This is a genomic window from Pseudomonas sp. ABa2 (assembly GCF_056676075.1).
In genome coordinates this window covers 705584-728553 of record NZ_CM155239.1, presented here as the reverse complement: position 1 = coordinate 728553, position 22970 = coordinate 705584, and the positions used below count along the sequence as shown (strand labels likewise).

The window sequence follows — 22970 nt, the reverse complement described above, 5'->3', positions numbered from 1 at the left end:
ATAACCAAATGGTTATGAAAACAGCCCCTCGCAGTAGGCCTCGGCCACCTCACGCAGCGCCGCGCAGAACTGCTCGGCGGCCAGCGGCAAGGCCAGCGCGCCGTTGCGGCAGATGCCCACCGAACCGCCCGGTTCCTGCACGCCCAGCTGCAGCTCGACCAGCTCGCCACGCTGCACGTCCAGGCACACCGCGTCCTGCGGCGCCACCCACAGCGCATCGCCGGACAGCACGTAGCGCCGACTCAGCGCCGGCGACAGGGTCTCCAGGCGTTGCCGCGACGGCGTCACTCCGCACTGCACGAACAGGCTGTCGGCATGCTTGCGGATGGTGGTGCCCGCCGTCGGCAGCACCAGCGGGTAATCGCCAAGCTGTCCCAGCGCGGCGGCGCCGGCAGCCAGCAACGGGTGACCGGGGCGCACCACCAGGGTCATGGATTCGCTGTACAGGTGCTCGAAGGTCAGGCCCTGGATGTCCGGGCTGTCGGTCATGCGGCCGACCACCAGGTCCAGCTCGCCGACGCGCAACTGACCGAGCAGGTAGGCGCCCGGCCCGGTGGCGACGCTGACCACCAGCGCCGCCTGGCGCTCGTGCAGGCGCCGCACCACCTCGGGAATCAGCAGGCTCTCGACGGTGGACAGCACGCCGACGCGCACCTGGCCGGCCTCGTGCTCGCCGCCGCGCAGGCTGTTGACCCCGTCGCGCAGCGCCTGCACGCAGGGCCCGGCGTAGCGCATGAAGGCCACCCCGGCCGGGGTCAGGCTGACACCACTCTTGCCGCGCTCGAACAGGCTGGCGGCGAGGATCTCCTCCAGCTCCTTGAGCGTCTTGGAAATCGCCGGCTGGCTCACCGCCAGGGCATCGGCGGCCTTGGCGAAGCTGCGCTGACGGGCGATCTCGAGAAAGCAAAGCAGGTGGCGGAATTTGATGCGGGTGTCGATGTTCATCGCGGGCACCGAATGGGAATGGGCCGATCATGCCGCAAAGCGCCGCCGCCGCCCAAGCGCTGCGGGAAACGAGGCGGCATGGCTCCTGCATAAATTGCTAGCAATATTTCATTGTTCGCTAGCCAGGAGCCTCCCATGTTGGCCGAATCCACCCGCGGCGTGATCTGCACCCCCCACCCCGCCGCCACCCGCAGCGGCCTGGCCATGCTCGATGCCGGTGGCAGCGCCATCGACGCCATGCTCGCCGCCAGCGCCACCCTGGCCGCCGTCTACCCGCACATGACCGGCATCGGCGGCGATGCCCTGTGGCTGCTCCATGACCGCGAAGTGCGCACCATTGTGGGGATCGGCCAGGCCGGCCAGCGTCTGCCGGCAGGCGGCAGCATCGGCCTGCGCGGCCCCAGCGCCCTGGCCACCACCGCCGGCGCCATCGCCAGCTGGCAACTGGCCGCCGATATCAGTCGCCAGCAATGGGGTTCGCGTCTGGGCTGGGCGGATCTGTTCGAGCAAGCCATCCATCATGCCGAGCACGGCCACCCGGTCTCCGACTCGCAACTGTTCTGGCAGGACTATCGCTGCGAGCTGATCGACCAGCTGCCGGACCTCCACCCGCTGTGCAAGACCGCCGAAGGCCGCTGGCTCGCCCCCGGCGACACCCTGCGCCAGCCGCGCCTGGCCGACAGCCTGCGCCACCTGGCGCGCAAGGGGCTCGACGAGTTCTACCGCGGCGAGCTGGCGCAGGCCTTCAGCGAAGCCTTCCAGGCGCATGACTGCGGCCTGAGCGGCGAGGACCTGGCCGCCACCCGCGCCGAACTGGCCGCGCCGATCAGCATCCGCTACCGCCAGGGCACCCTCTACAACGTCGCCCCGCCCTGCCAGGGCCTGTATACCCTGCAGGCCATGCTGGCGCTGCGCAGCCGTGCGCTGGGCGACTGCGGCAACGGCAGCGCGCGCTATTACCACTGGCTGGTGGAGGCGATCAAACAGGGCCTGCTGCGCCGCAACGCCGAACTGTGCGACCCGCGCCACCGCGACTGGTCCTGGGCCGCCAGCCTCGACGACGCCATGGCCGCGCGCTACGCCGCCGCCATCGACGACCAGCGCGCCCAGCCCTGGGCCGAACCCGGTCGCCCGGCCGACACCATCTGGATGGCCGCCTGCGATGCCGAAGGGCGCAGCGCCTGCCTGATCCAGAGCCTGTTCCACGACTTCGGCTCCGGCTGCGTGCTGGGCGACACCGGTGTGCTCTGGCAGAACCGCGCCGCCGGCTTCAATGCCAACCCGCAGCATGCCAACGCCTGGGCGCCGGGCAAGCGCCCCGCGCACACCCTCAACCCGTCCTGCTACCTGGCCGACGACGGCCGCCGCTGGTTCTTCGGTACCCAGGGCGGCGATGGCCAGCCGCAGACGCAGATGGTGCTGGCCAGCCAGTTGATCGATTTCCAGCAACCCATCGACCAGGCCTTGCACATGCCGCGCTTTCTGCTCGGGCGCAGCTTCTTCGACAGCACCGACAACCTCAAGCTGGAGGCGCCGGCGGGCGAGGCGGTGATGGCTGAACTTGAGCGCCTGGGACACCAGGTCGAGCGCATCCCGGCCCTCAGCCCCTACACCGGCCAGGCCGGCATCATCGCCATCGGCCGCGACGGCAGGCGCCAGGCGATGCACGACCCGCGCGGCCAGGGCGATGCGCTGGGCCAGCGCGCTTGAGCGGCGCCGGCGACGCCACGGATTTACCGGAGCCGGCGGCACTGGCGATAATGGCCGCCATTGCCCGCAAGAGCGTTGATTCGATGGCCGAGAAGACCGTGACCGCCAAACAGCAGGAGGTGCAGCGCATCGTCGATGCGCTGGCCAAGGCCATTGCCCAGCATCGCCTGCCGCCCGGCATGCGCCTGATCGAGGCGCAGATCGTCGAGTCGCTGCAGGCCAACCGCAACCATGTGCAGGTGGCCCTGCAACGCCTGGCGATGCAGAAGATCGTCACCATCGAGCCCAACCGCGGCGCCCTGGTCGCGCAACCCAGCGCCCAGGAGGCGCGCGATGTGTTCGCCGCCCGCCGCGCGGTGGAGCGCGCCATAGTCGAGGCGATCACCCCGGCGATCATGCAGCAGCATGCCGAGCGCATCGCCGCGCAGATGGCCAAGGAACGCGCCGCCACCAGCAGCAGCGACCGCCGCGCCATCGTCCGCGAGCTCAGCGAGTTCCACCGCATGCTCGGCGAGATCTGCGGCAACGCGGTGCTGCGCGACATCCTCGACAACCTGATGGTGCGCAGCTCGCTGATCGTCGCCCTGTACCAGCGCAACGACGTGCCCTCTTGCGCCTCGGACGAGCACCAGCAGGTGCTCGACGCCCTCGCCGCCGGCCAGCGCGAGCAGGCCGTGGCGCTGATGATCGAACACCTCGACGAACTGGAAGGCCAGCTGGCCCTGCATCAGGAGCAGAACGCCGAGGTCAACCTGCGCGAGGCGCTCGCCGAGCTCTAATCACTCGGGCGCAGCAGCCGTGGCCGTTCCCGTACGAAGGTCTGCCGACCGTTCTTGAAGCCCAGCAGCGGCGGGCTGAGTTCGCCGATCACCGCGGCCGGGTGCGGCGCATCGAGGACGATGAAGTCCGCCCGGCAACCCGGTGCCAGGCCGTAGTCGCGCAGGCGCAGCAGGCGCGCCGAATCACTGGAGATCCAGCCCAGGCAGGTCTGCAGCTCGGCGTGGGTGCCGAGCTGGGCGACGTTGGCGTAGAGGTTGGCCTGGCGGATCAGCGAGGCGTCGCCGTAGGGGGTGAAGGGGTTGCCCAGGTTGTTGGTCGACAGCGAACAGGTCACCCCGCCGGCGTGCAAGCGCTCCAGCGGCGCCAGGCCGCGCGGTTTGCCATGGCTGCACTGGCGGCCGCCGAGGTAGAGGTCGGTGCTCGGCAGGCAGGTCACCTGCACCCCGGCCGCGGCCAGTTGCGCGGTGATCGCCTGCAGCGGCTCGGCCGCCAGCATCGACAGCTTGGTCGCATGACCGACGGTAACCCGGCCGCCCCAGCCGTGCCGCTCGGTACAGCGCAGCACCTCGGGCAGGGTCATGCCCGCGGGGTCGAGGTCGAAGTCCAGGTGGAAGTCCAGATCGCAATCGTGCGCCACCGCCAGCTCGAACAAGCGGCGAATCTGCCCATGCGGATCGCTGTCGGTATAGGGGCAGCCGCCGAGCACCTCGGCGCCCTGCGCCAACGCCTGACACAGCAACGCCTCGGTGCCCGGATTGTTGAGCAGGCCCTCCTGGGGGAACACGCAGAGCTGCAGGTCCAGCGCCCAGGCGTAGTCGGCCTGCAGCCGGCGCACCGCGTTGAAACCGGTCAGGCCGATCTGCGGGTCGATCTCGACGTGGGTGCGCATATGCATGGTGCCCTGGGCGATGGCCAGCTCCAGCACTCGTGCGCCGCGCTGGTAGACATCCGCCTCGGTGAAGCCGGCCTTGGCCGCCGAGGTCTCGGCGATGGCCTCGGCCAGGGTACCGGCGCGCAGGTTGCAGCGTTCGAGGATGCAGGCCTTGTCCAGGTGGATATGGGTTTCGATCAGCCCCGGCAGCACCAGGCCGCCGCCCAGGTCCAGCTCGCGCGGGCAGGCGTCGGCGCTGAAGGCATCGACGAAGCGGCCCCGTTCCACCCGCAGCTCGGCGAGGCGGGTGGGCGCGTCCGGCAAACGCAGGTTGTGCAGATACCACGCACTCATGCGGCGCTCTCCCCCAGGTAGGCGGCTTCCAGCTCGGGGTCGTTGCGCAGCTCGGCAGCGCTGCCGGATTTGACGATGCGCCCGGTCTCCAGCACGTAGGCACGGTCGGCCACCTGCAGTGCGAGGTTGGCCATCTGGTCCACCAGCAGCAGGGTCACGCCCTCGTCGCGCAGGCTCGCCAGGGCATCGTAGAGCTCGGCGATCATCGCCGGCGCCAGGCCCAGCGAGGGCTCGTCGAGCAGCAGGATGCGCGGTTTGGCCATCAGCCCGCGGCCCACCGCGACCATCTGCTGCTCGCCGCCGGAAAGCAGCCCGGCCGGGCTGTCCAGGCGCTCGCGCAAGCGCGGGAAGCGGCGCAGGATGGCCTCGATCTCGACCTCGGCATCCACCTGGTCGGTACGGGTGTAGGCGCCCAGCAGCAGGTTGTCGCGCACGCTGAGCTGGGGGAACAGTTGCCGGCCTTCCGGCACCAGGGCCAGGCCGCGCGCGGCGATGGCGCTGGCCTCGGCCTTCTCGATATTGACGTCGTCCAGCACCACGAGGCCCGAAGACGGCCGCTTGAGCCCTGCCAGGCACTGCAGGATGCTCGACTTGCCGGCGCCATTGGCGCCGAGAATCGCCACCAGCTCGCCGGGATTGACCAGCAGATCCACGCCTTGCACCACCGGCGCTGCGCCGTAGTCGACCACCAGGTCCTTGACGAACAGGATGGCGTCGCGGCTGCCGTCCCAGGCCGCGCCGCGCGGCTGCGCCTGGTAGTCGGTGCTGCCCAGGTAGGCGGCGACCACCCGCGGGTCCTGTCGCACCTCGTCCGGGGTGCCCCAGGCAATCGGACGGCCGGCATCGAGCACCAGGATGCGTTGTGACACCGCCATCACCAGTGGCATGTCGTGCTCCACCAGGATCACCGCGATGCCGAAGCCGGCCAGGGTCTTGAACAGCCCGGCCAGGCGGTCGGTATCACTACGGCTGAGGCCAGCGGCCGGCTCGTCGAGCAGCAGCACCCGCGGCCGACTAGCCAGGGCGCGGGCGATTTCCACCAGACGCCGGTCGACATGTGGCAGATCGTCCGCCGCGCAGGTCACCGAGCCGCGATAGCCCACCAGCGCCAACAGGTTCAGCGCCAGCTCTTCCTGCTCGGCCGGCGGGCGCGCCAGCGGCAGGCCAAGCTGGCCCTGCTGCATGGCCGCCAGCAGGTTCTCCAGCACGCTCATCTCACCGAACAACTGGGTGGTCTGGTAGGTGCGGGCGATACCGGCGCGGGCGATCTTCCAGGCCGGCAGGCCAGCCAGTTGCTGCTCCAGTTCGATCTGCCCGGAATCGGGGGCGTAGAAGCCGCTGATCAGATTTAGCAGCGTGGTCTTGCCGGCGCCATTGGGGCCGATCACCGAGGTGATGCTGCCCTGCTCGGCACTGAAGCTGATCGCGCTGGCCGCCTGCACGCCGCCGAAGCGGATGCCGACGTCGCGCACCTGCAGTCCTTGCGCCTCACCACCGCTGCGCTCGAACCAGCGCGCCAGCAGATGACGGTTGGCACTCTTCGGCGCGTAGGCCGGCGGCGCCTGCCACCAGCGCTGCTGCAAAGCGCCGAGCACACCGCGCGGCGCCAGCCAGAGCACCGCGAGCAGGAGCATGGAGAAGATCAGTAGGCGGTATTCGGCCAGGCCCGAGAGCATCTCCGGCAGCAGCACGATCAGCAGCGCCCCGAGCACCGGGCCGAACAGCGTGCCGCTGCCGCCGACTATCACCGCCAGGACGAACAGGATCGACTGCGAGAAGGGGAAGGAGTCCGGGCTGATGAACATCATCAGCGGCGCCACCAGACCGCCGGCCATACCGGTCAGGGTGGCCGACAGGGCGAAGGCCAGGGTCTTGGTCTGCATCGGGTTGAAGCCCAGCGAACGCGCGGCGATTTCCGTCGACTTCACCGCGCGCATCGCCCGCCCCCAGCCGCTGCCCTGCAGACGCCGGTAGAAGGCCAGTGCCGCCACCATCAGCGCGGTGGCCAGCAGGGCCAGGCCGGTATTGCCGTCCAGCCCGCCAAACGCGGGCATGGGAATGCCGATCAGGCCGTTGGCACCGCCAGTCAGCGACTGCCACTCGATCAGCCCGTGGTGCACCATGAAGGCGAAGGCGATGGTCACCATCGCCAGATAGGGCCCGGTGACACGCAGCGCCGGTAGCGCCAGCAGGGCACCGACCAGGCCGCTGCCGAGGCCGGCGATGATCAGCGCCAGGCCCAGCGGCAAGCCGGCCATCAGCAGCAGCGCCGAGATGTAGGCGCCGATGGCGTAGAAGGCGATATGGCCGAAGGAAATCTGCCCGGACAGGCCCATGAGGATGTTCAGGCCGACACCGACCACGGCCACCAGCGCACAGAAGGTGAAGACCAGCAGCGAATAACTGTCCAGCACGAAGGCCAGGCTGCTGCCCAGCAGCGCCAGCGCGGCCAGGCCGCTTGGCGCCAGGTAGCGGTTGCTCAGGTTCATACTTTCACCAGTGTCTGTTTGCCGAACAGGCCGTTGGGACGCAGCGCCAGGGCGATGATGACCAGGCCGAAGGTAAAGATCTGGGTGAAGGCCGAGCCGAACTGCAGGGTGATCAGCGCCTCGGTCAGGCCGAACAGCAGGCCGGCGAGGAACACCCCGTTGGCGCTGGCGATACCGCCGAGAATGGCCACGGCGAACGCCTTGAGGCCGAACAGCGTGCCCATGTCGGCATGCACGTTGTACAGCGGCGCGATCAACAGTCCGGCGATGCCGGCGAACACCGTCGACACGGCGAAGGCGCAGGCCACCACGCGGTTGACCCGAATCCCCATCAGCTGCGCCGCACGCGGATTCTGCACGCAGGCCTCGAGCACCTTGCCCAGGCGCGTGTAGCGGCGCACCAGGTACAGCGCCAGGGCGATGCCGGCACCGGCCAGGGGGATCAGCAGCTGCAGCGCCTGGACGTTGCTGCCCAGCACCTGCAGGTGCTGATGCAGCAGGGCCACGTCGAACTGACGCGGCTCCTTGCCGAAGCTGAACAGCACCAGGTTGTCCACCAGGATGCCGCCCGCCACCGTGGCCATCAGCCAGGCTTCAGAGCCGCGGCTATGGAAGGGCCGCACCAGGAACAGTTCGATGGCCAGGCCGTACAGCGCGCACAGCGCCAGGCTCAAGACAGCCGCCAGCCACCAGGGCAGGCCGGCGGTGACGCAGAGGCTGTAGCCGAGCACCGCGCCGATCATCATGGCGCTGCCCTGGGCGAAGTTGACGGTACGCGACACCACGTAGGTGATGTGAAAGCCCAGGGCGAGCAGCGCATACATGCTGCCCAGGCCGAGCCCGCTGATGATTGCGGCGGTAAGCATGGCAAATCCTCCACCGGCCGCTGCCGCGGCCGGACTGGCTGGTTCAGTGCTGGATCGGCACGATTTCGTCACCCTCGAAGCGGGTGAACACGTAGTCGTCCACGCCCAGGGCATCGTGCTGCTCGGCGCTGAACGGTTTCTCGTAGGTCTTGATCAGGCCTTCGTAGCGCTGGATGCCGTAGTAGCCGTCGCGGATCGCCGGCCCCTCGGTGCTGCCCGCGGCGGCGATGGCCTGCGCGGTCAGGTGCAGGGCGTCGTAGGCGTTGGCGATGCCCACCGCCGGGGTGACGTCGGCCAGGCTCTTGATCTCCGGATAGCGCTTTTGCAGCGCGGCGAAGATCGCCTCGCCCCTGGCGTCGCCCTCCTGGCTGAAGGTGTAGGTCTGGATGAAGTGCACGCGCCCGGCATTGGGCCCGGCCAGCTCACCGAAACGTCCGCCAGCCGGCCCCCAGTGCGACACCACCGGCACGTCCCAGCCCATGCGATCGAGCGACTTGACCACCTGCGCCGACGGCGCGACGTTGGCCACCAGCAGCAGGGTATCGGCGCCGGCCTGCTTGAGCCGACTGAGCTGCGGCACCACATCGAGATCGCTGCCCTCGATGCGCTCCACCCCGGCCACCGGCATGCCGCGCGCCGCCAGCGCCTTGCGGAAACCCTGCTCGTTGGATTCGCCCCAGGGGTTGTTGATCAGGATCATCCCCGGCTTCTGGGTGGCGAAGTGCTTCTGCGCATAGCTGACCAGCGCCTCGTCCACCAGCTCGTCCACCGCCGACACGCGGAACACGTAGTTGTCGGCGGCGCCGTTGCGGGTGATCGGCGTGCCGGCCGCCCATACCCCCATGAACGGCATCTTCATCTGATTGGCCAGCGGCACTATGGCCAGCGACACCGGCGTATCCAGCCCGCCGAAGAGCACCGCGACCTTCTCCCGCTGGATCAGCTCGCGCGCCGCCAGCAGCCCCTTGGACGGGTTGCTTTCGTCATCGCGGCGCACCAATTGCAGCGGACGCCCGAGCACACCGCCCTGGGCGTTGACCTCGTCGATGGCGATGGTCAGGCCGCGGGTCAGCGCCTCGCCGGACTTCGCCGACTGCCCGGACAGCGCCGCCACCAGGCCGACCTTGATCGGCTCGGACGCCTGTGCGGACAGGGAAAACCAACAACTCAACGCGAACGCCGCAGCCAGGCACGGCTTCAGACGACGCGGAAACGACAATAGCGTGGACATGGCACTCTCCTAATTGCTAGCTTTTGCACAAACATTGCTAGCAAAACAGGTGCCACCCCGGCAAAGCCCGCAAATACGGGCCTTGTCCATGGCGCCACTTCCGAAACCGCCCCATTGCCTGGCACGACGCACCAGCAGGATGCAGCCAGGCCCAAGGAGAACCCATGCCCAGCGAACACCCCGCCGTCACCCTGGTTCGCCAGTTCCTCGAACTGTCGATGATCCCCGATCCGCAGGGCGCCGCCCGCTACATGGCCGCCGACGTGCGCATCACCTTCACCGGCGGCCGCGCCATGCCCGATGCCCAGGCCATCACCGCCTTCAACGGCAGTCGCTACAACTGGGTGAAGAAAGCCATGGGCCAGTTCGACTGGACCGAGCATGCCGACCACTGCGTGGTGTATTCCAACGGCACCCTCTACGGCCAGTGGCCGGACGGCCGCAGCTTCTCCGGCAATCGCTACCTCGACCGCTTCGAGGTGCGCGACGGCCTGATCACCCGCATGGATGTTTGGAACGACAGCGCCGAGTGGATTCTGCAGCCGCAGATCAACCGCGACTGACGCGACGGCGCCTGGCACTTTGGTCGCACTTGGCTGACCGAATGGTCAGCCCTATGCTGCACTCTTTTCGTGCGAGCCTGCGCCATGTCCCTGCCCGATCTGCTGCTGTTGGTCCTCGCCGGTTTCGCCGCTGGCGGCATGAATGCCCTGGCCGGCGGCGGCACCTTCTTCTCCTTCCCGGCGCTGCTCGCCGCCGGTCTGCCGCCGGTGACGGCCAATGCCACCAATGCTGTGGCGCTATGGCCGGCCAGCCTGGCCGGCGCCTGGGCCGCGCGCGCCTCGTTGCGGCCGCTGGGTCGTTACCTGATCCCGCTGCTGCTGGCCGGCCTGGCCGGCGGCCTGCTCGGCGGCCTGTTGCTGCTGGCCGGCGGCGACGATGTATTCCGCGTGCTGATCCCCTGGCTGCTGTTGGCGGCCACCGCGCTGTTCGCCGCCAGCCCCTGGCTGGGGCGCTGGCTGGCGGCGCGGCGCAAGGCCGCCGAGCACCCGCCGCATACGCCGCTGTCGCTGGGCGCGCATATCGGCGTATCGATCTACGGCGGCTACTTCGGCGCCGGCATGGGCATCCTGCAGCTGGCCGCCTTCTCCATCGAGGGCCACGCCCTGGCCCGCGCCAACGCGCTGAAGAACCTGATCTCGGCAGTGATCTACAGCATCGCCACCCTGACCTTCGTCATCGCCGGGCGGGTCAGCTGGTACGAGCTGGCCATCCTGCTCACCGGCGCCACCCTTGGCGGCTACGCCGGCGGCGCACTGGGCGAAAAACTGCCGCCGGCGCTGCTGCGCGCCTTGGTCATTCTGGTGGGCAGCGGGATGACGCTGTACTACTTCTGGAGCACCTATTTGCGTTAGGCGCTAGGCGCCAGGCGTTGGGCTTCGCTGCGCTCAGCGCCAACCTACGCACCGACCTGGCCAGGGGCCCCGCTGATTTGCCCGAGGGGCGCGGCTCTGCTAGTGTCGCGCCCGTTTCTACGCTGCCCGAGACCCGCCGCCATGGCCCGCAAGAAAGCCGCCCCCGACTTCGAACATTCCCTCGCCGAGCTGCAGGCGCTGGTCGAGCGCCTGGAGAGCGGCGAGCTGTCGCTGGAAGACTCGCTGACCGCCTTCGAGCAGGGCATCGGCCTGACCCGCGAGTGCCAGGCCGCCCTGGCCCAGGCCGAGCAGAAGGTGCAGATCCTCCTGGAGCGCGACGGCGAGCTGGAGCCGGCGCCCTTCGACGCGGACCCGGCGGCATGATCAAGGCTTACCAGGCGAGCTGCCAGGCCCGCGTCGACGCCGCCCTCGAGCCGCTGTTCCAGGCCCCGCGTGCGGAGCTCGAACGCCTCTACCAGGCCATGCGCTACAGCGTGATGAACGGCGGCAAGCGCGTGCGCCCGCTGCTGGTCTACGCCGCCTGCGAGGCATTGGGCGGCAAGCTGGACCGCGCCGATGGCGCCGCCTGTGCGGTGGAGCTGATCCACGCCTATTCCCTGGTGCACGACGACCTGCCGGCGATGGACGACGACGACCTGCGCCGCGGCCAGCCGACCACCCACAAGGCCTTCGACGAGGCCAGTGCCATCCTCGCCGGCGATGGCCTGCAGAGCCTGGCCTTCGAGGTGCTCGCCGACCGCCGGCGCAACCCGCAGGACGCCGAGACCCGCCTGCAGATGATCGCGGCCCTGAGCGCCGCCGCCGGCCCGGCCGGCATGGTCGGCGGCCAGGCCATCGACCTCGGCGCGGTGGGCCTGCCGCTCGACCAGAGCGCCCTGGAAACCATGCACCGGCACAAGACCGGCGCGCTGATCGAGGCCAGCGTGCAGCTCGGCGCCCTGGCCAGCGGCAACGCCGACGAGCTCGGTCTCAAGGCGCTGCAGCAGTACGCCCGCGCCATCGGCCTGGCCTTCCAGGTGCAGGACGACATCCTCGACGTGGAGAGCGACACCGCCACCCTGGGCAAGACCCAAGGCAAGGATGAGGCCAACCACAAACCCACCTACCCCGCCCTGCTCGGCCTCGACGCCGCCAAGGCCTACGCCCTGGAACTGCGCGACCAGGCCCTGCACCTGCTGCGCCCCTTCGGCAGCCAGGCTGAGCCGCTGCGCGAGCTGGCGCGCTATATCGTCGAACGGCGCAGCTAGCCGATAGGCGGTGGCGCGCCCTGCGGCCAACGTCATCATCACCATCTATACCAGCATGATCGCCGCATAAGGCTTGCTTTACCCCCGCGACCAGCCTCCTAAGATGGCTCCATAACGACAAGACGTCCGGAGCCGCCATGCCCTTTTCCGCCCTGCTGATCGCCAACCGCGGCGAGATCGCCATCCGCATCGCCCAGGCCTGCGCCGACCTCGGTATCCGCAGCGTGGCGGTGTACGCCGAGGACGACAGCGCCTGCCTGCACATACGCAAGGCCGACCTGGCCGTGCCACTGGCTGGACGCGGCCCGGCGGCCTATCTGGACATGGATCAGCTCATTGCCGTCGCCCGCGAGCACGGCTGCAGCGCCATCCACCCCGGCTACGGTTTTCTCGCCGAGAACGCCGAATTCGCCCGCCGCTGCCAGGATGGCGGGCTGACCTTCGTCGGTCCGACGCCGGAAACCCTGCGACTGTTCGGCGACAAGGCCGCCGCCCGCGCCCTGGCCGAACGCTGCGCAGTGCCGCTGGTACCGGGGATCAACCAGGCGGTGACGCCGGAGCAGGCCGCGGACTTTCTCGCCGAACACGGCAGCGTGATGCTCAAGGCCCTGGCCGGCGGCGGTGGACGGGGCATGCGTGCAGTGGAGGATGCCGCGCAGCTGGCCGAGGCCTTCGCCCGCTGCGCCTCGGAGGCCCAGGGCGCCTTCGGTAGCGGCGCGCTGTACGTGGAGAAGCGCGTGCGCCGCGCCCGGCATATCGAAGTGCAGGTGCTCGGCGACGGCAGCGGCGCAGTCAGCCATCTGTGGGAGCGCGACTGCAGCCTGCAGCGCCGCCACCAGAAGCTGGTGGAAATCGCCCCCAGTCCCGACCTGGACGCCGCCACCCGCGAGGCCATCATCGCCAGCGCCCTGCGCCTGGCGGCCGAGTTGCAGTATCGCGGCATCGGCACCTTCGAATTCCTCCTCGACCTCGACCAGCCCGGGCGCTTCTACTTCATGGAAGCCAACCCGCGCGTGCAGGTGGAGCACACCGTCACCGAGCAGGTCACCGGCATCGATCTGCTGCATACGCAACTGCACCTGGCCGCCGGCAGCAGCCTGGCCGAGCTGAATCTGCTCACACCTCCCGCGACAAAGGGCTATGCCGTACAGCTGCGTCTGAATCTGGAAACCCTGCTCACCGATGGCACGACGCGCCCGGCCGCCGGCGTGCTCGGCGCCTACCAGCCGCCCAGCGGCCCGGGCCTGCGCGTGGATGGCTGCGGCTATGCCGGCTACGCCGTCAGCCCGGCCTATGACTCGCTGATCGCCAAGCTGATCGCCAGCGCCAGCGACTACACCGGGGCCCTGCGCCGCGCCTACCGGGGGCTGTGCGAGTTTCGCCTCGAAGGCGTGGCGAGCAACCTGCACCTGCTGCAGAACCTGCTGCAGCGCGACGAGGTGATCGCCCATCGGGTCGACACCACCTACGTCGAGCGTCACCTGAGCGAGCTGCTGGCCGCCCGCGAGCAGGCCCACCCGCACCGTTACTTTGCCGGCGACGCATCTGCGCAAAGCGCCAGATCCAGCCTCGACGCCCCGCCCGGCACCCTGGCCCTCAGCGCGCCCAGCGCCGGCGTGCTGGTCAGCCTGGCGGTGGCCGAAGGCGACGCCGTGGCCGCCGGTCAGCGCATCGCCGTGCTGGAGGCGATGAAGATGGAGTTCGAGGTCAAGGCCGAGCACAGCGGTATCGTCCGCGCGCTGGCCGTTGCACCCGGGGACGCCATCGGCGAGGGCCAGGCGCTGGCGTTTCTGCAGCCGGCCGAGGTGGACAGCCTCGACGCCCACGGCGAGCAGGCCGTCGACCTGGCGCATATCCGCGCCGACCTGGCCGAAGTGCTGGAACGCCATGCGCGCCTGACCGATGCGCGCCGCCCCGAGGCCGTGGCCAAGCGGCGCAAGAGCGGCCAGCGCACCGCGCGCGAGAACCTCGCCGACCTGCTCGACGAGGGCAGCTTCAACGAGTACGGCGCCCTGGCCCTGGCCGCCCAGCGCCGCCGGCGTTCGGCCGAAGAACTGCTGGAGCTGAGCCCGGCCGACGGCCTGATCGGCGGCACCGGCACGGTCGGCGCCGCGCAGTTCGGCGCGGAGGCGGCGCGCTGCATGGCCATCGCCTACGACTACACGGTATTCGCCGGCACCCAGGGCGTGATGAACCACAAGAAGACCGACCGCCTGCTCGGCCTCGCGGCGCAGTGGCGCCTGCCGGTGGTGCTGTTCGCCGAAGGCGGCGGTGGGCGGCCGGGCGATACCGATTTCGTCGGTGTGGCCGGGCTGGACTGCCACACCTTCGCCGCCATGGCCAGGCTCTCCGGCCTGGTGCCGACGGTGGGCGTGGTCTCCGGCCGCTGCTTCGCCGGCAACGCCGCCTTGCTCGGCTGCTGCGATGCGATCATCGCCACGCAGAATGCGACCATCGGCATGGCCGGCCCGGCGATGATCGAAGGCGGCGGCCTGGGCAGTTTCACCCCCGAACAGGTCGGCCCGACCAGCGTGCAGGGCCCCAACGGGGTGATCGACGTGCTGGTGGAGGACGAAGCCGCAGCGGTCGCCGTGGCCAAGCAGTACCTGGGGTATTTCCAGGGCCCAGTGAGCGACTGGCAATGCAGCGATCCTCGTGAGCTGCGCCACGTCATTCCGGAAAACCGCCTGCGCGTGTACGACATCCGCAAGGTGATCGAACTGCTGGCCGACGAGGGCAGCGTGCTGGAGCTGCGCCGCCAGTTCGCCCCCGGCCTGATCACCGCGCTGGTGCGCATCGAGGGCAAGCCCTTCGGCCTGCTCGCCAACAACCCCGCGCATCTGGGCGGCGCCATCGATGCCGTGGCCGGCGACAAGGCCTCGCGCTTCCTGCAACTGTGCGAGGCGCATGACCTGCCCATCGTCTCGCTGTGCGACACCCCCGGTTTCATGGTCGGCCCGGAGGCGGAGAAACAGGCCACGGTGCGCCACGTCTCGCGCCTGTTCGTCACCGCCGCCAGCCTGACGGTGCCCTTCTTCACCCTGGTGCTGCGCAAGGGCTACGGCCTCGGCGCCCAGGCCATGGCCGCCGGCAGTTTCCACGCGCCCTTGTTCACCGCCGCCTGGCCCAGCGCCGAGTTCGGCGCCATGGGCCTGGAGGGCGCGGTGCGCCTGGGTTTCGCCAAGGAGCTGGCGGCCCAGGCGGACGACCCCGCGCGCCAGGCGCTGTTCGACAAGCTGGTGGCCAAGGCCTACGAAAACGGCAAGGCGCTGAACATGGCCAGCTACCTGGAAATCGATGCGGTGATCGACCCGGCCGACAGCCGCGCCTGGCTGCTCCGCGGGCTGGCCGCCACGCCCCGACCGGCGCGGTGCGAGGGGCGCAAGCGGCCGTTCGTCGATACCTGGTAGAGGCCTGGCGCAGGGGCGCCGGCCTGTCGCGCAGGGCTTGAAGCTTGCGGCGGTGGTTTTCGGGTAAACTGCGCATCTTTTTACGCCTATAACGATTCGCCTGATGCCGACCACTTTCCACGAGATCCCCCGCGAGCGCCCGCTGACGCCCCTGCTGGACCGCGCCAACACGCCGGACGAGCTGCGCCGGCTGGCCGAAGCGGACCTGGAAACCCTCGCCGACGAACTGCGCCAGTACCTGCTGTACAGCGTCGGCCAGAGCGGTGGCCATTTCGGCGCCGGCCTCGGCGTGATCGAGCTGACCATCGCCCTGCATTACGTCTTCGACACCCCCGACGACCGCCTGGTGTGGGACGTCGGCCACCAGGCCTACCCGCACAAGATCCTCACCGGCCGCCGCGAGCGCATGGCCACGCTGCGCCAGAAGGACGGCCTGGCCGCCTTCCCGCGCCGCAGCGAGAGCGAGTACGACACCTTCGGCGTCGGCCACTCCAGCACCAGCATCAGCGCCGCACTGGGCATGGCCATCGCCGCCCGCCTGCAGGGCGAGCGGCGCAAGAGCGTGGCGGTGATCGGCGACGGCGCGCTGACCGCCGGCATGGCCTTCGAGGCGCTCAACCACGCCAGCGAGGTCGGCGCCAACATGCTGGTGGTGCTCAACGACAACGACATGTCGATCTCCAAGAATGTCGGCGGGCTGTCCAACTACCTGGCCAAGATCCTCTCCAGCCGCACCTACGCCAGCATGCGCGAGGGCAGCAAGAAGATCCTCTCGCGCCTGCCTGGCGCCTGGGAGATCGCGCGCAAGACCGAGGAACACGCCAAGGGCATGCTGGTACCCGGCACCCTGTTCGAGGAACTGGGCTGGAACTATATCGGCCCCATCGACGGCCACGACCTGCCCACCCTGCTCGCCACCCTGCGCAATATGCGCGACCTGGACGGCCCGCAGTTCCTCCATGTGGTGACCAAGAAGGGCAAGGGCTTCGCCCCGGCCGAGGCCGACCCGATCGGCTACCACGCCATTACCAAGCTGGAGCCGGTCAAGCCCGATGCCGCGCCGCTCTCCAGCCAGAAACGGCCGGCCGGCCCGAAATACTCCAACGTGTTCGGCCAGTGGCTGTGCGACATGGCCGCAGCAGACTCGCGCCTGGTCGGCATCACCCCGGCGATGAAGGAAGGCTCGGACCTGGTGGCCTTCGCCGAACGCTTCCCGGCGCGCTACTTCGATGTCGCCATCGCCGAGCAGCACGCCGTCACCCTGGCCGCCGGCATGGCCTGCGACGGGGTCAAGCCGGTGGTGGCGATCTACTCGACCTTCCTCCAGCGCGGCTACGACCAGCTGATCCACGACGTGGCGGTGCAGAACCTCGACGTGCTGTTCGCCATCGACCGCGCCGGCCTGGTCGGCGAGGACGGCCCGACCCACGCCGGCAGCTTCGATATCTCCTACCTGCGCTGCATCCCCGGCATGCTGGTGATGACCCCCAGCGACGAGAACGAGCTGCGCCGCATGCTCACCACCGGCTACCTGTTCGACGGCCCGGCGGCGGTGCGCTACCCGCGCGGCAGCGGCCCCAACGCCACCATCGACCCAGGCCTGGCGCCGCTGGAAATCGGCAAGGGCCTGATCCGTCGCCAGGGCCGCCGCGTCGCCCTGCTGGCCTTCGGCGTGCAACTGGCCGAGGCGCTGCAGGTCGGCGAGACGCTGGACGCCACGGTGGTCGACATGCGTTTCGTCAAACCGCTGGACGCCGCCCTGCTGCGCGAACTGGCGGCCAGCCACGAGCTGCTGGTGAGCATCGAGGAAAACGCGGTGATGGGCGGCGCCGGCAGCGCGGTCGGCGAGTTCCTCGCCGCCGAGAACATCGTCAAGCCGCTGCTGCAGCTGGGCCTGCCCGACTACTACGTCGAACACGCCAAGCCGGCGCAGATGCTCAAAGAATGCGGCCTCGACCAGGCCGGCATCGAAGCCGCGGTGCGCGCGCGCCTGGCCCAGTTGCCCGCCTGAACATGAGACCCGCTCATCGCTGAATGAGCGGACCTTGCTTGTCATTCATCCCGCCGCGCACTAGGGTGCGCGGCATTGCATGTTCCGCCAGGGTGCGCCGCTAACACGGCGTGAAACGGGAAGTCGGTGCGCCCATCCGGGCAATCCCGACGCTGCCCCCGCAACGGTAATCGACGGCAGGCCGCAAGCCTGCACCTTGTCCACGGCCACTGGGTATTCCCGGGAAGGCGGACCGGGGTCGTGAGCCCGGAGACCGGCCCCGGCGGTGCGACTGGTGTTGCGGAGGGCCGCACCGTCAAGCGCCGCCCTGCGCGCGCTTGCCCCTGCCCTCCTCGAACGTCTGCCGACCTTTGAGGAATATCCCTGATGAAACTGTCCCCCCTGGCCCTGGCCATCGCCGTTCTGCCCGGCCTCGCCCTGGCCGCCGAACCCTACGCCGCCGAGCCGCTGGTGATCACCTCCGGGCGCCTGGCCGAACCGCAAGCCCAGGCCACCGCCGCCACCACGGTGTTCGAGCGGGCGGATATCGAGCGTTTGCAGGTCAGCAGCGTGCCCGATCTGCTCAGCCGCGTCCCTGGCGTATCCATCGTGCAGAACGGCGGCCGCGGCAGCCTGACCAGCCTGTTTCTGCGTGGCGCCAACGCCAACCAGACTCTGGTGCTGGTCGACGGCGTGCGTCTGAATGCCGCCGCCAGCGGCCTGGCCCGCCTGGAATTCCTCAGCCCCGAGCAGATCGAGCGCATCGAGGTGGTGCGCGGCCCACGTTCGGCGCTGTATGGCGCCGACGCCATCGGCGGGGTGATCCAGATTTTCACCCGCCAGGGCGAGGCCGGCCTGCAACCGCGCCTGCGCCTGGCCGCCGGTAGCCAGCAGACCTTCGAACGCAGCCTGGGACTGTCCGGCGGCGACCAGCGCACGCGTTTCGACCTCGGCGCCAGCCTGGTCGAGCGCGCCGGCTTCGACCGCTCAGCAGACGCTCGCGGCTATGACGGCGACCACGACGGCCTGCGCCGCAAGGCCTTCAACCTGAGCCTGCAGCACCGCTTCAACGAACGCCTCGAAGGCGGTCTGAGCCTGCTCGAACAGCATGGCGAGAGCGAGTACGACGACCTGTTCAGCTTCGTGCCGGGCAACCCCAGCGAGCGCTTCAGCGTTTCCACTGCCGCGGCCCATCTCGAGGCGCAGCTCGCCGAGCGCTGGAGCAGTCGCCTGGAGCTCGGCCACGGCGAGGACAAGAGCGACAACCGCGACCCGCTGAACGCCAGCAACAACTATCAGTACAACACCTACCGCGACAGCGCGGGCTGGCTCAACACCCTGCAACTGAGCGACGCCCAGCAGCTGCTGCTCGGTCTCGACTGGTACGAGGACCGCCTGGGCAGCGACAGCGAGTTCAGCCAGACCGAGCGCTGGAACCGGGCCGCCTTCGTCCAGCACCGCTTCCGTGGCGAGGGCTTCGCCACCGAGCTGGGCCTGCGCCACGACGACAACCAGCAGTTCGGCAGCGAGAACACCTGGAACGCGGCACTGAGCCTGGACCTGAGCGAGCGTCTCGAGCTGCTGCTGAGCTACGGCGAGGGCTTCCACGCGCCGACCTTCAACGACCTGTATTTCCCCACCAGCTCGTTCTATGGCGGCAACCCGAACCTGGCCCCCGAGCGCTCGAAGACCTACGAGGTGCAACTGCGCGGCGAGCACCTGGACAGCCGCTGGAGCCTGTCGGCCTACCGCACCGAGGTCGAAGACCTGATCACCGTAGTCAGCGATCCGCTGACCTTCTTCAGCACCCCGATGAACGTCAACCAGGCACGCCTGCAAGGCCTGGAACTGAGCCTGGAACGCGAGGTGCTGGGCTGGCAGGCCGCTCTCGGCGCCAGCCTGCTCGACCCACGTGATCGCGACAGCGGCCACACCCTGCCGCGCCGCGCCAAACGCAGCCTGAGCCTGGATCTGGACCGTCAGTTCGGCGCCTTCGCCGCCGGCCTCACCTGGCAGGCCGTCTCCGGGCGCTACGACGATGCCGCCAACACCCGCGAGATCGCCGGCTACGGCCTGCTGGGCGCGCGGGCCAGCTGGCGGATGAACGAGGAGCTGCTGTGGCAGGTCAAGGTCGACAACCTGCTGGACAAGGACTATTCCCAGGCGCTGTACAGCCGACCGAACGACCCCTTCTTCGGTAGCGTGAGTTACTACGGCTACCGCGAGGAAGGCCGCAGCGCCCTGCTCTCGCTGACCTGGACGCCGCAACTCTGATCCCGGTGCTCACGGTGCACCAAGCCGCTCCAGGCTAACGCGCCGTGGCCAGCCGCTCGCACAGCCGCTCGATGGCGCCGAGCATCTGCCGGCTGGGCCGCTCCAGGCCCCTGTCCGGCACCGCCCAGACCTGGCCGCGGCGCACCGCGCGCAGCTGCGGCCAGGCCTGCCAGCTCGACAGTTCGGCATTGCTGCCGCCGAGAATCACCTCGGGGTCGCGCGCCAGCACCGCCTCGATGCCGACCTGGGGCGCCGGCTGGCTCAGGTCGGCGAACAGGTTGCGCGCGCCGCACACCGCCAGCGCATCGCCGATCAGCTGCTCGCCGCCGATGGTATAGAGCGGCTGGTGCCAGACCTGATAGAACACCGCCAACGGCCGCTCGCGCCGGTAACGCTGGCGCAACCCGGCCAGCTCGGCGCGAAACTCCGCCGCCAGCCGCTCGCCCCGTTCGGCGCGACCGATACGCTCGGCGATAAGGATAAAGGCCTCGGCCAACTGGTCGAGGCGCGCCGGCTCGACCACCAGCAGGGGAATGCCGAAACGCTGCAACTGCGCCTGCTGCGCCGCCGGCACGCTGCCTGGAGCGATCAGGATCAAGTCGGGCGCCAGCTGCAGCAGGCGCTCGAACTCCAGCTGGCCGTAGCGGCCGACGGTGGGCAGCTGGGCCAGCGCGGCGGGATGCTCGTCGCCTGCCAGCACGCCGACCAGCAGGTCGGCGGCATCCAGCTCGAGCATGATCTCGCTGAGCGACGGCGCCAGGCTGACCACCCGTGGTGCGGCCGCCAGCGGCAGGGCCAGCAGACACAGGGCCAGCAGCAGTGCGCGCATCAGCCGAGTTGGCGGGGAATGCGGTAGAGGCAGTGCAGGACGATGCTCGACAGCGCCAGCAGCACCAGGGGTATCGCCTCCAGCCCGGCCAGCACCGCCAGGGCGGCGATCCAGGCCGGCAGCGCCGCGCCGAGCAGTGCACGCAAACGCACACGATCCAGCTCCAGCCAGGCGGCCCGCTCGGCGTCGCTGTCCAGGGCTTTGTCGGTGGCGATCAGCGCACGCTTGTAGGCGGCGAACAGCGGCAGGCTGACGAACATCGAGGCCAGCCCGGCGACGAACAGCGGCAGGCTCAGCACCGTGGTGGCGCCGCCGCCGAACAGCAGGTTGAAGACGAACAAGGGTGCCAGCGCCACGCCCAGCTGGCGCCACCAGGCGAGCGCCAGACGGCGCTTGACCTGGCCGCGGGTCATAGGCTGTCCTCGGCCTCGCCCTGGTGCTGGTTGCCCAGCATATGGCCGAGCTTGCCGGCCTTGGTGGCGAGGTAGCGCTTGTTGTAGGGGTTGTGCTCGATCTGCAGCGGCACGCGGTGATCCACGGCGATGCCCATGTCACCCAGCGCCTTGACCTTGCGCGGGTTGTTGGTCATCAGCTTGAGGCTCTTGATGCCCAGGTGGGCGAGCATCGGCTGGCAGATCGCGTAGTCGCGCTGGTCGGCGCCGAAGCCCAGGCGCTCGTTGGCCTCGACGGTGTCGGCGCCGCCGTCCTGCAGCTCGTAGGCGCGGATCTTGTTCAGCAGGCCGATGCCGCGGCCTTCCTGGCGCAGGTACAGCAGCACGCCACGGCCTTCGTTGGCGATCGCCTGCAACGCCGCCTGCAGCTGCGCGCCGCAGTCGCAGCGCAGGCTGAACAGGGCGTCGCCGGTCAGGCACTCGGAGTGCAGGCGGCCCAGCACCGGCGCGCCGTCGGCCACAGCGCCGAAGGTCAGGGCGACGTGCTCCTTGCCGGTGGCCTGGTCGAGGAAGCCGTGCATGGTGAACACGCCGAAGGGCGTGGGCAGTTGGGAGGCGGCGACGAACACGACGGACACCGGATACTCCTAGCAATGAGTACGAAACAGGGGCGGCATTGTATCAGCAGGCCCCGCCGCCGGGTCAGTCAGAATTGCCGATCATCAGTATCGAAACGCTCAATGCCGCGCTCATAGCTTGGATTCGAGCACCAGCATGCCCTGCTCCTCGCGCCAGCCGACCCGGCCGAGGAAGCTCATGCCCAGCAGCGCCTCGTGCGGCGCGCCACCCTCCAGCACCACGGCCTCGACGCCGAGCACCTCCAGATCGCCGATCTTCACCCGGTCGAGCATCACCCGCCAGCCGCGGGTGACGCCGCTGGCGGTGTTGACCTGCAGCGGCCGGCCGCTGACCCGGTAATCGATACCCAGGCGCTTGGCATGGGCGTCGTTGAGCGCCACCGAGGTGGCACCGGTGTCCACCAGGAACTGCACGGTCTGGCCGTTGACCGAGCCGGCCACCCAGTAGTGGCCGCCGATGCCCTTGGCGATGCTCAGGCGCTTCTTCACCGGTTCGGCGAAGCCGGTGCTGTATTCGCGGCTCAGCGGATAGCTGCGCTCGACGCCGTCGACGCGCAGCACCGCACCCTGCTTGTCGACGCTGACCACCTGCACCCCGCCCGGCCCGCTCTGGCCGACCCGCACCAGCTTGCGCTGGCCGTCGACGTTGAGCACCGCCGCGCCGGGGAACAGGCCGACCACCTGCACCTGCGAGGCGGCCCAGCACAGCGGGCCGAACAGCAGGGCGAGGACAACGAGGCAGTGGCGCAAATGCATGGGGACGGCCTCCCGGCTCAGTCGAAGGGATAGGGTTGCTGCCAGTGCTGGAACAGCGGGCGCAGCTCGCCGCTGGCCACCAGTTCGCCCAGGCGTCGGTCGTAGACCCCGGCCAGGCTGCGGCCGCGCGGGGTGTCGGCGAAGCCGAGGTACAGCGGCAGGCGGGTCAGTTCGCTGATGCGGTAACGCCCGGCGTCCGGCGCCTCGCTCAGCACCTCGTCCACCTCGGTGCGGGCGTCGATATAGAAATCCGCGTGGCCCAGCTCGAGCATGCCGAGGATACCGCTGCGCCGGTGAATTTCCCGGTAGTCGCGCACATTCGGCAGATAGGCCTGGTAGCCGTAGCCGCGCATCCAGGCCAGGCGGTAGTCGGCGAGGTTGTCCAGGGTCAGTTGCGGCTTGTCGCGCAGGCCGAGCGCGGCGATCTGGTCGGCGTCGTAGTGCCAGCGCGGGTAGAACACGCCCTCGCTGACCTCGTCGCGGTAGGAGCCGACCCAGGCATCGGCCTCGCCACGCTGCACCAGGCCGATGGAACGGGTATAGGGCACGCTATGAATGCGCAAGGCGACGCCGGCCGGCTCGAACACCCGGCGCAGCACGTCCCAGGCCAGCCCGGTGCCATCGGCATGGGTGTGCCCGTTCCACACCTCGCTGGCCAGGCGGATCTCGCCGGGCGGGGCGTCCTGCGCCTGCGCCCCGCTCGCCCCGATCAGCAGCAACACGCCGGCCAGCAGCCAGCCCGTCAGCGCCAT

At 69.6% G+C, this 22970-nt stretch carries 19 protein-coding genes and 1 riboswitch; of the genes, 9 read left to right on the top strand and 10 right to left on the bottom strand.

Annotated elements, in window-relative coordinates; translation table 11 throughout:
- Nucleotides 1-12: 12 nt before the first annotated feature.
- Nucleotides 13-945, bottom strand: a complete 933-nt coding sequence (gene pcaQ / locus AC1G9C_RS03505; protein ID WP_480409458.1) for a pca operon transcription factor PcaQ — start codon at nucleotides 943-945, stop codon at nucleotides 13-15.
- Nucleotides 946-1080: 135 nt separating this feature from the next.
- On the opposite strand from pcaQ, the gene AC1G9C_RS03500 reads away from it, so the two are divergent.
- A complete protein-coding gene (locus AC1G9C_RS03500; RefSeq protein ID WP_480409457.1) occupies nucleotides 1081-2655 on the top strand; it encodes a gamma-glutamyltransferase family protein in 1575 nt (524 codons plus the stop codon).
- 83 nt (nucleotides 2656-2738) lie between these two features.
- Complete coding sequence (locus AC1G9C_RS03495) at nucleotides 2739-3434, top strand: GntR family transcriptional regulator (RefSeq protein ID WP_480409456.1); 696 nt, start codon at nucleotides 2739-2741, stop codon at nucleotides 3432-3434.
- On the opposite strand, the gene AC1G9C_RS03490 is transcribed toward AC1G9C_RS03495, so the two are convergent.
- Genes AC1G9C_RS03490 through AC1G9C_RS03475 form a run of 4 tightly spaced genes read right to left on the bottom strand, consistent with a single transcriptional unit; the run spans nucleotide 3431 to nucleotide 9246 of the window.
- On the bottom strand, nucleotides 3431-4660 hold the full coding sequence (locus tag AC1G9C_RS03490) for an amidohydrolase family protein (RefSeq protein ID WP_122108932.1): 1230 nt from the start codon (nucleotides 4658-4660) through the stop codon (nucleotides 3431-3433). The two genes, AC1G9C_RS03495 and AC1G9C_RS03490, sit on opposite strands and share 4 nt — an antisense overlap.
- Nucleotides 4657-7149: a branched-chain amino acid ABC transporter ATP-binding protein/permease gene (locus tag AC1G9C_RS03485; protein ID WP_480409455.1), complete on the bottom strand. Its 2493-nt coding sequence runs from the start codon at nucleotides 7147-7149 to the stop codon at nucleotides 4657-4659. Before AC1G9C_RS03485 ends, AC1G9C_RS03490 begins: the two co-directional genes overlap by 4 nt.
- Nucleotides 7146-8015 carry a branched-chain amino acid ABC transporter permease gene (locus AC1G9C_RS03480; RefSeq protein ID WP_122108930.1) on the bottom strand — a complete coding sequence of 290 codons (870 nt, stop codon included), beginning with the start codon at nucleotides 8013-8015 and terminating at the stop codon, nucleotides 7146-7148. Before AC1G9C_RS03480 ends, AC1G9C_RS03485 begins: the two co-directional genes overlap by 4 nt.
- Before the next feature lie 43 nt (nucleotides 8016-8058).
- A complete protein-coding gene (locus tag AC1G9C_RS03475) occupies nucleotides 8059-9246 on the bottom strand; it encodes an ABC transporter substrate-binding protein (RefSeq protein ID WP_480409454.1) in 1188 nt (395 codons plus the stop codon).
- 164 nt (nucleotides 9247-9410) lie between these two features.
- Between AC1G9C_RS03475 and AC1G9C_RS03470 the strand changes: the two genes are divergently transcribed.
- The 7 genes from AC1G9C_RS03470 (at nucleotide 9411) to AC1G9C_RS03440 (ending at nucleotide 19603) form a co-directional block, all read left to right on the top strand.
- Nucleotides 9411-9809: a nuclear transport factor 2 family protein gene (locus AC1G9C_RS03470; protein ID WP_003244028.1), complete on the top strand. Its 399-nt coding sequence runs from the start codon at nucleotides 9411-9413 to the stop codon at nucleotides 9807-9809.
- Nucleotides 9810-9893: 84 nt separating this feature from the next.
- Complete coding sequence (locus AC1G9C_RS03465; protein WP_480409453.1) at nucleotides 9894-10661, top strand: sulfite exporter TauE/SafE family protein; 768 nt, start codon at nucleotides 9894-9896, stop codon at nucleotides 10659-10661.
- 141 nt (nucleotides 10662-10802) lie between these two features.
- Nucleotides 10803-11045 carry an exodeoxyribonuclease VII small subunit gene (locus tag AC1G9C_RS03460; protein ID WP_196460623.1) on the top strand — a complete coding sequence of 81 codons (243 nt, stop codon included), beginning with the start codon at nucleotides 10803-10805 and terminating at the stop codon, nucleotides 11043-11045.
- A complete protein-coding gene (locus AC1G9C_RS03455) occupies nucleotides 11042-11929 on the top strand; it encodes a polyprenyl synthetase family protein (protein ID WP_480409452.1) in 888 nt (295 codons plus the stop codon). Before AC1G9C_RS03460 ends, AC1G9C_RS03455 begins: the two co-directional genes overlap by 4 nt.
- Nucleotides 11930-12066: 137 nt before the next feature.
- Nucleotides 12067-15339, top strand: a complete 3273-nt coding sequence (locus AC1G9C_RS03450) for a carboxyl transferase domain-containing protein (protein WP_480409451.1) — start codon at nucleotides 12067-12069, stop codon at nucleotides 15337-15339.
- 103 nt (nucleotides 15340-15442) lie between these two features.
- Nucleotides 15443-17350, top strand: coding sequence for a 1-deoxy-D-xylulose-5-phosphate synthase (gene dxs, locus AC1G9C_RS03445; protein WP_480409450.1), 1908 nt, complete (start codon nucleotides 15443-15445; stop codon nucleotides 17348-17350).
- Nucleotides 17351-17423: 73 nt separating this feature from the next.
- Nucleotides 17424-17626, top strand: a riboswitch (cobalamin riboswitch).
- Between the two features lie 90 nt (nucleotides 17627-17716).
- Nucleotides 17717-19603 (top strand): TonB-dependent receptor domain-containing protein, encoded by a 1887-nt coding sequence (locus AC1G9C_RS03440; protein WP_122108924.1) that lies wholly within the window; start codon nucleotides 17717-17719, stop codon nucleotides 19601-19603.
- 34 nt (nucleotides 19604-19637) lie between these two features.
- Here AC1G9C_RS03440 and AC1G9C_RS03435 read toward each other — a convergent pair whose 3' ends face one another.
- From AC1G9C_RS03435 to AC1G9C_RS03415, 5 genes are all read right to left on the bottom strand, one after another.
- The gene (locus AC1G9C_RS03435) at nucleotides 19638-20432 is read right to left on the bottom strand and encodes a cobalamin-binding protein (protein WP_397497847.1); all 795 of its coding nucleotides are present in this window, start codon (nucleotides 20430-20432) and stop codon (nucleotides 19638-19640) included.
- Nucleotides 20432-20845 (bottom strand): MFS transporter, encoded by a 414-nt coding sequence (locus AC1G9C_RS03430; protein WP_480409449.1) that lies wholly within the window; start codon nucleotides 20843-20845, stop codon nucleotides 20432-20434. Before AC1G9C_RS03430 ends, AC1G9C_RS03435 begins: the two co-directional genes overlap by 1 nt.
- A complete protein-coding gene (gene ribA, locus AC1G9C_RS03425; RefSeq protein ID WP_480409448.1) occupies nucleotides 20842-21462 on the bottom strand; it encodes a GTP cyclohydrolase II in 621 nt (206 codons plus the stop codon). Before ribA ends, AC1G9C_RS03430 begins: the two co-directional genes overlap by 4 nt.
- A gap of 111 nt (nucleotides 21463-21573) precedes the next feature.
- The gene (locus AC1G9C_RS03420) at nucleotides 21574-22218 is read right to left on the bottom strand and encodes a retropepsin-like aspartic protease family protein (RefSeq protein WP_480409447.1); all 645 of its coding nucleotides are present in this window, start codon (nucleotides 22216-22218) and stop codon (nucleotides 21574-21576) included.
- Nucleotides 22219-22235: 17 nt separating this feature from the next.
- Nucleotides 22236-22970 carry a substrate-binding periplasmic protein gene (locus tag AC1G9C_RS03415; protein WP_480409446.1) on the bottom strand — a complete coding sequence of 245 codons (735 nt, stop codon included), beginning with the start codon at nucleotides 22968-22970 and terminating at the stop codon, nucleotides 22236-22238.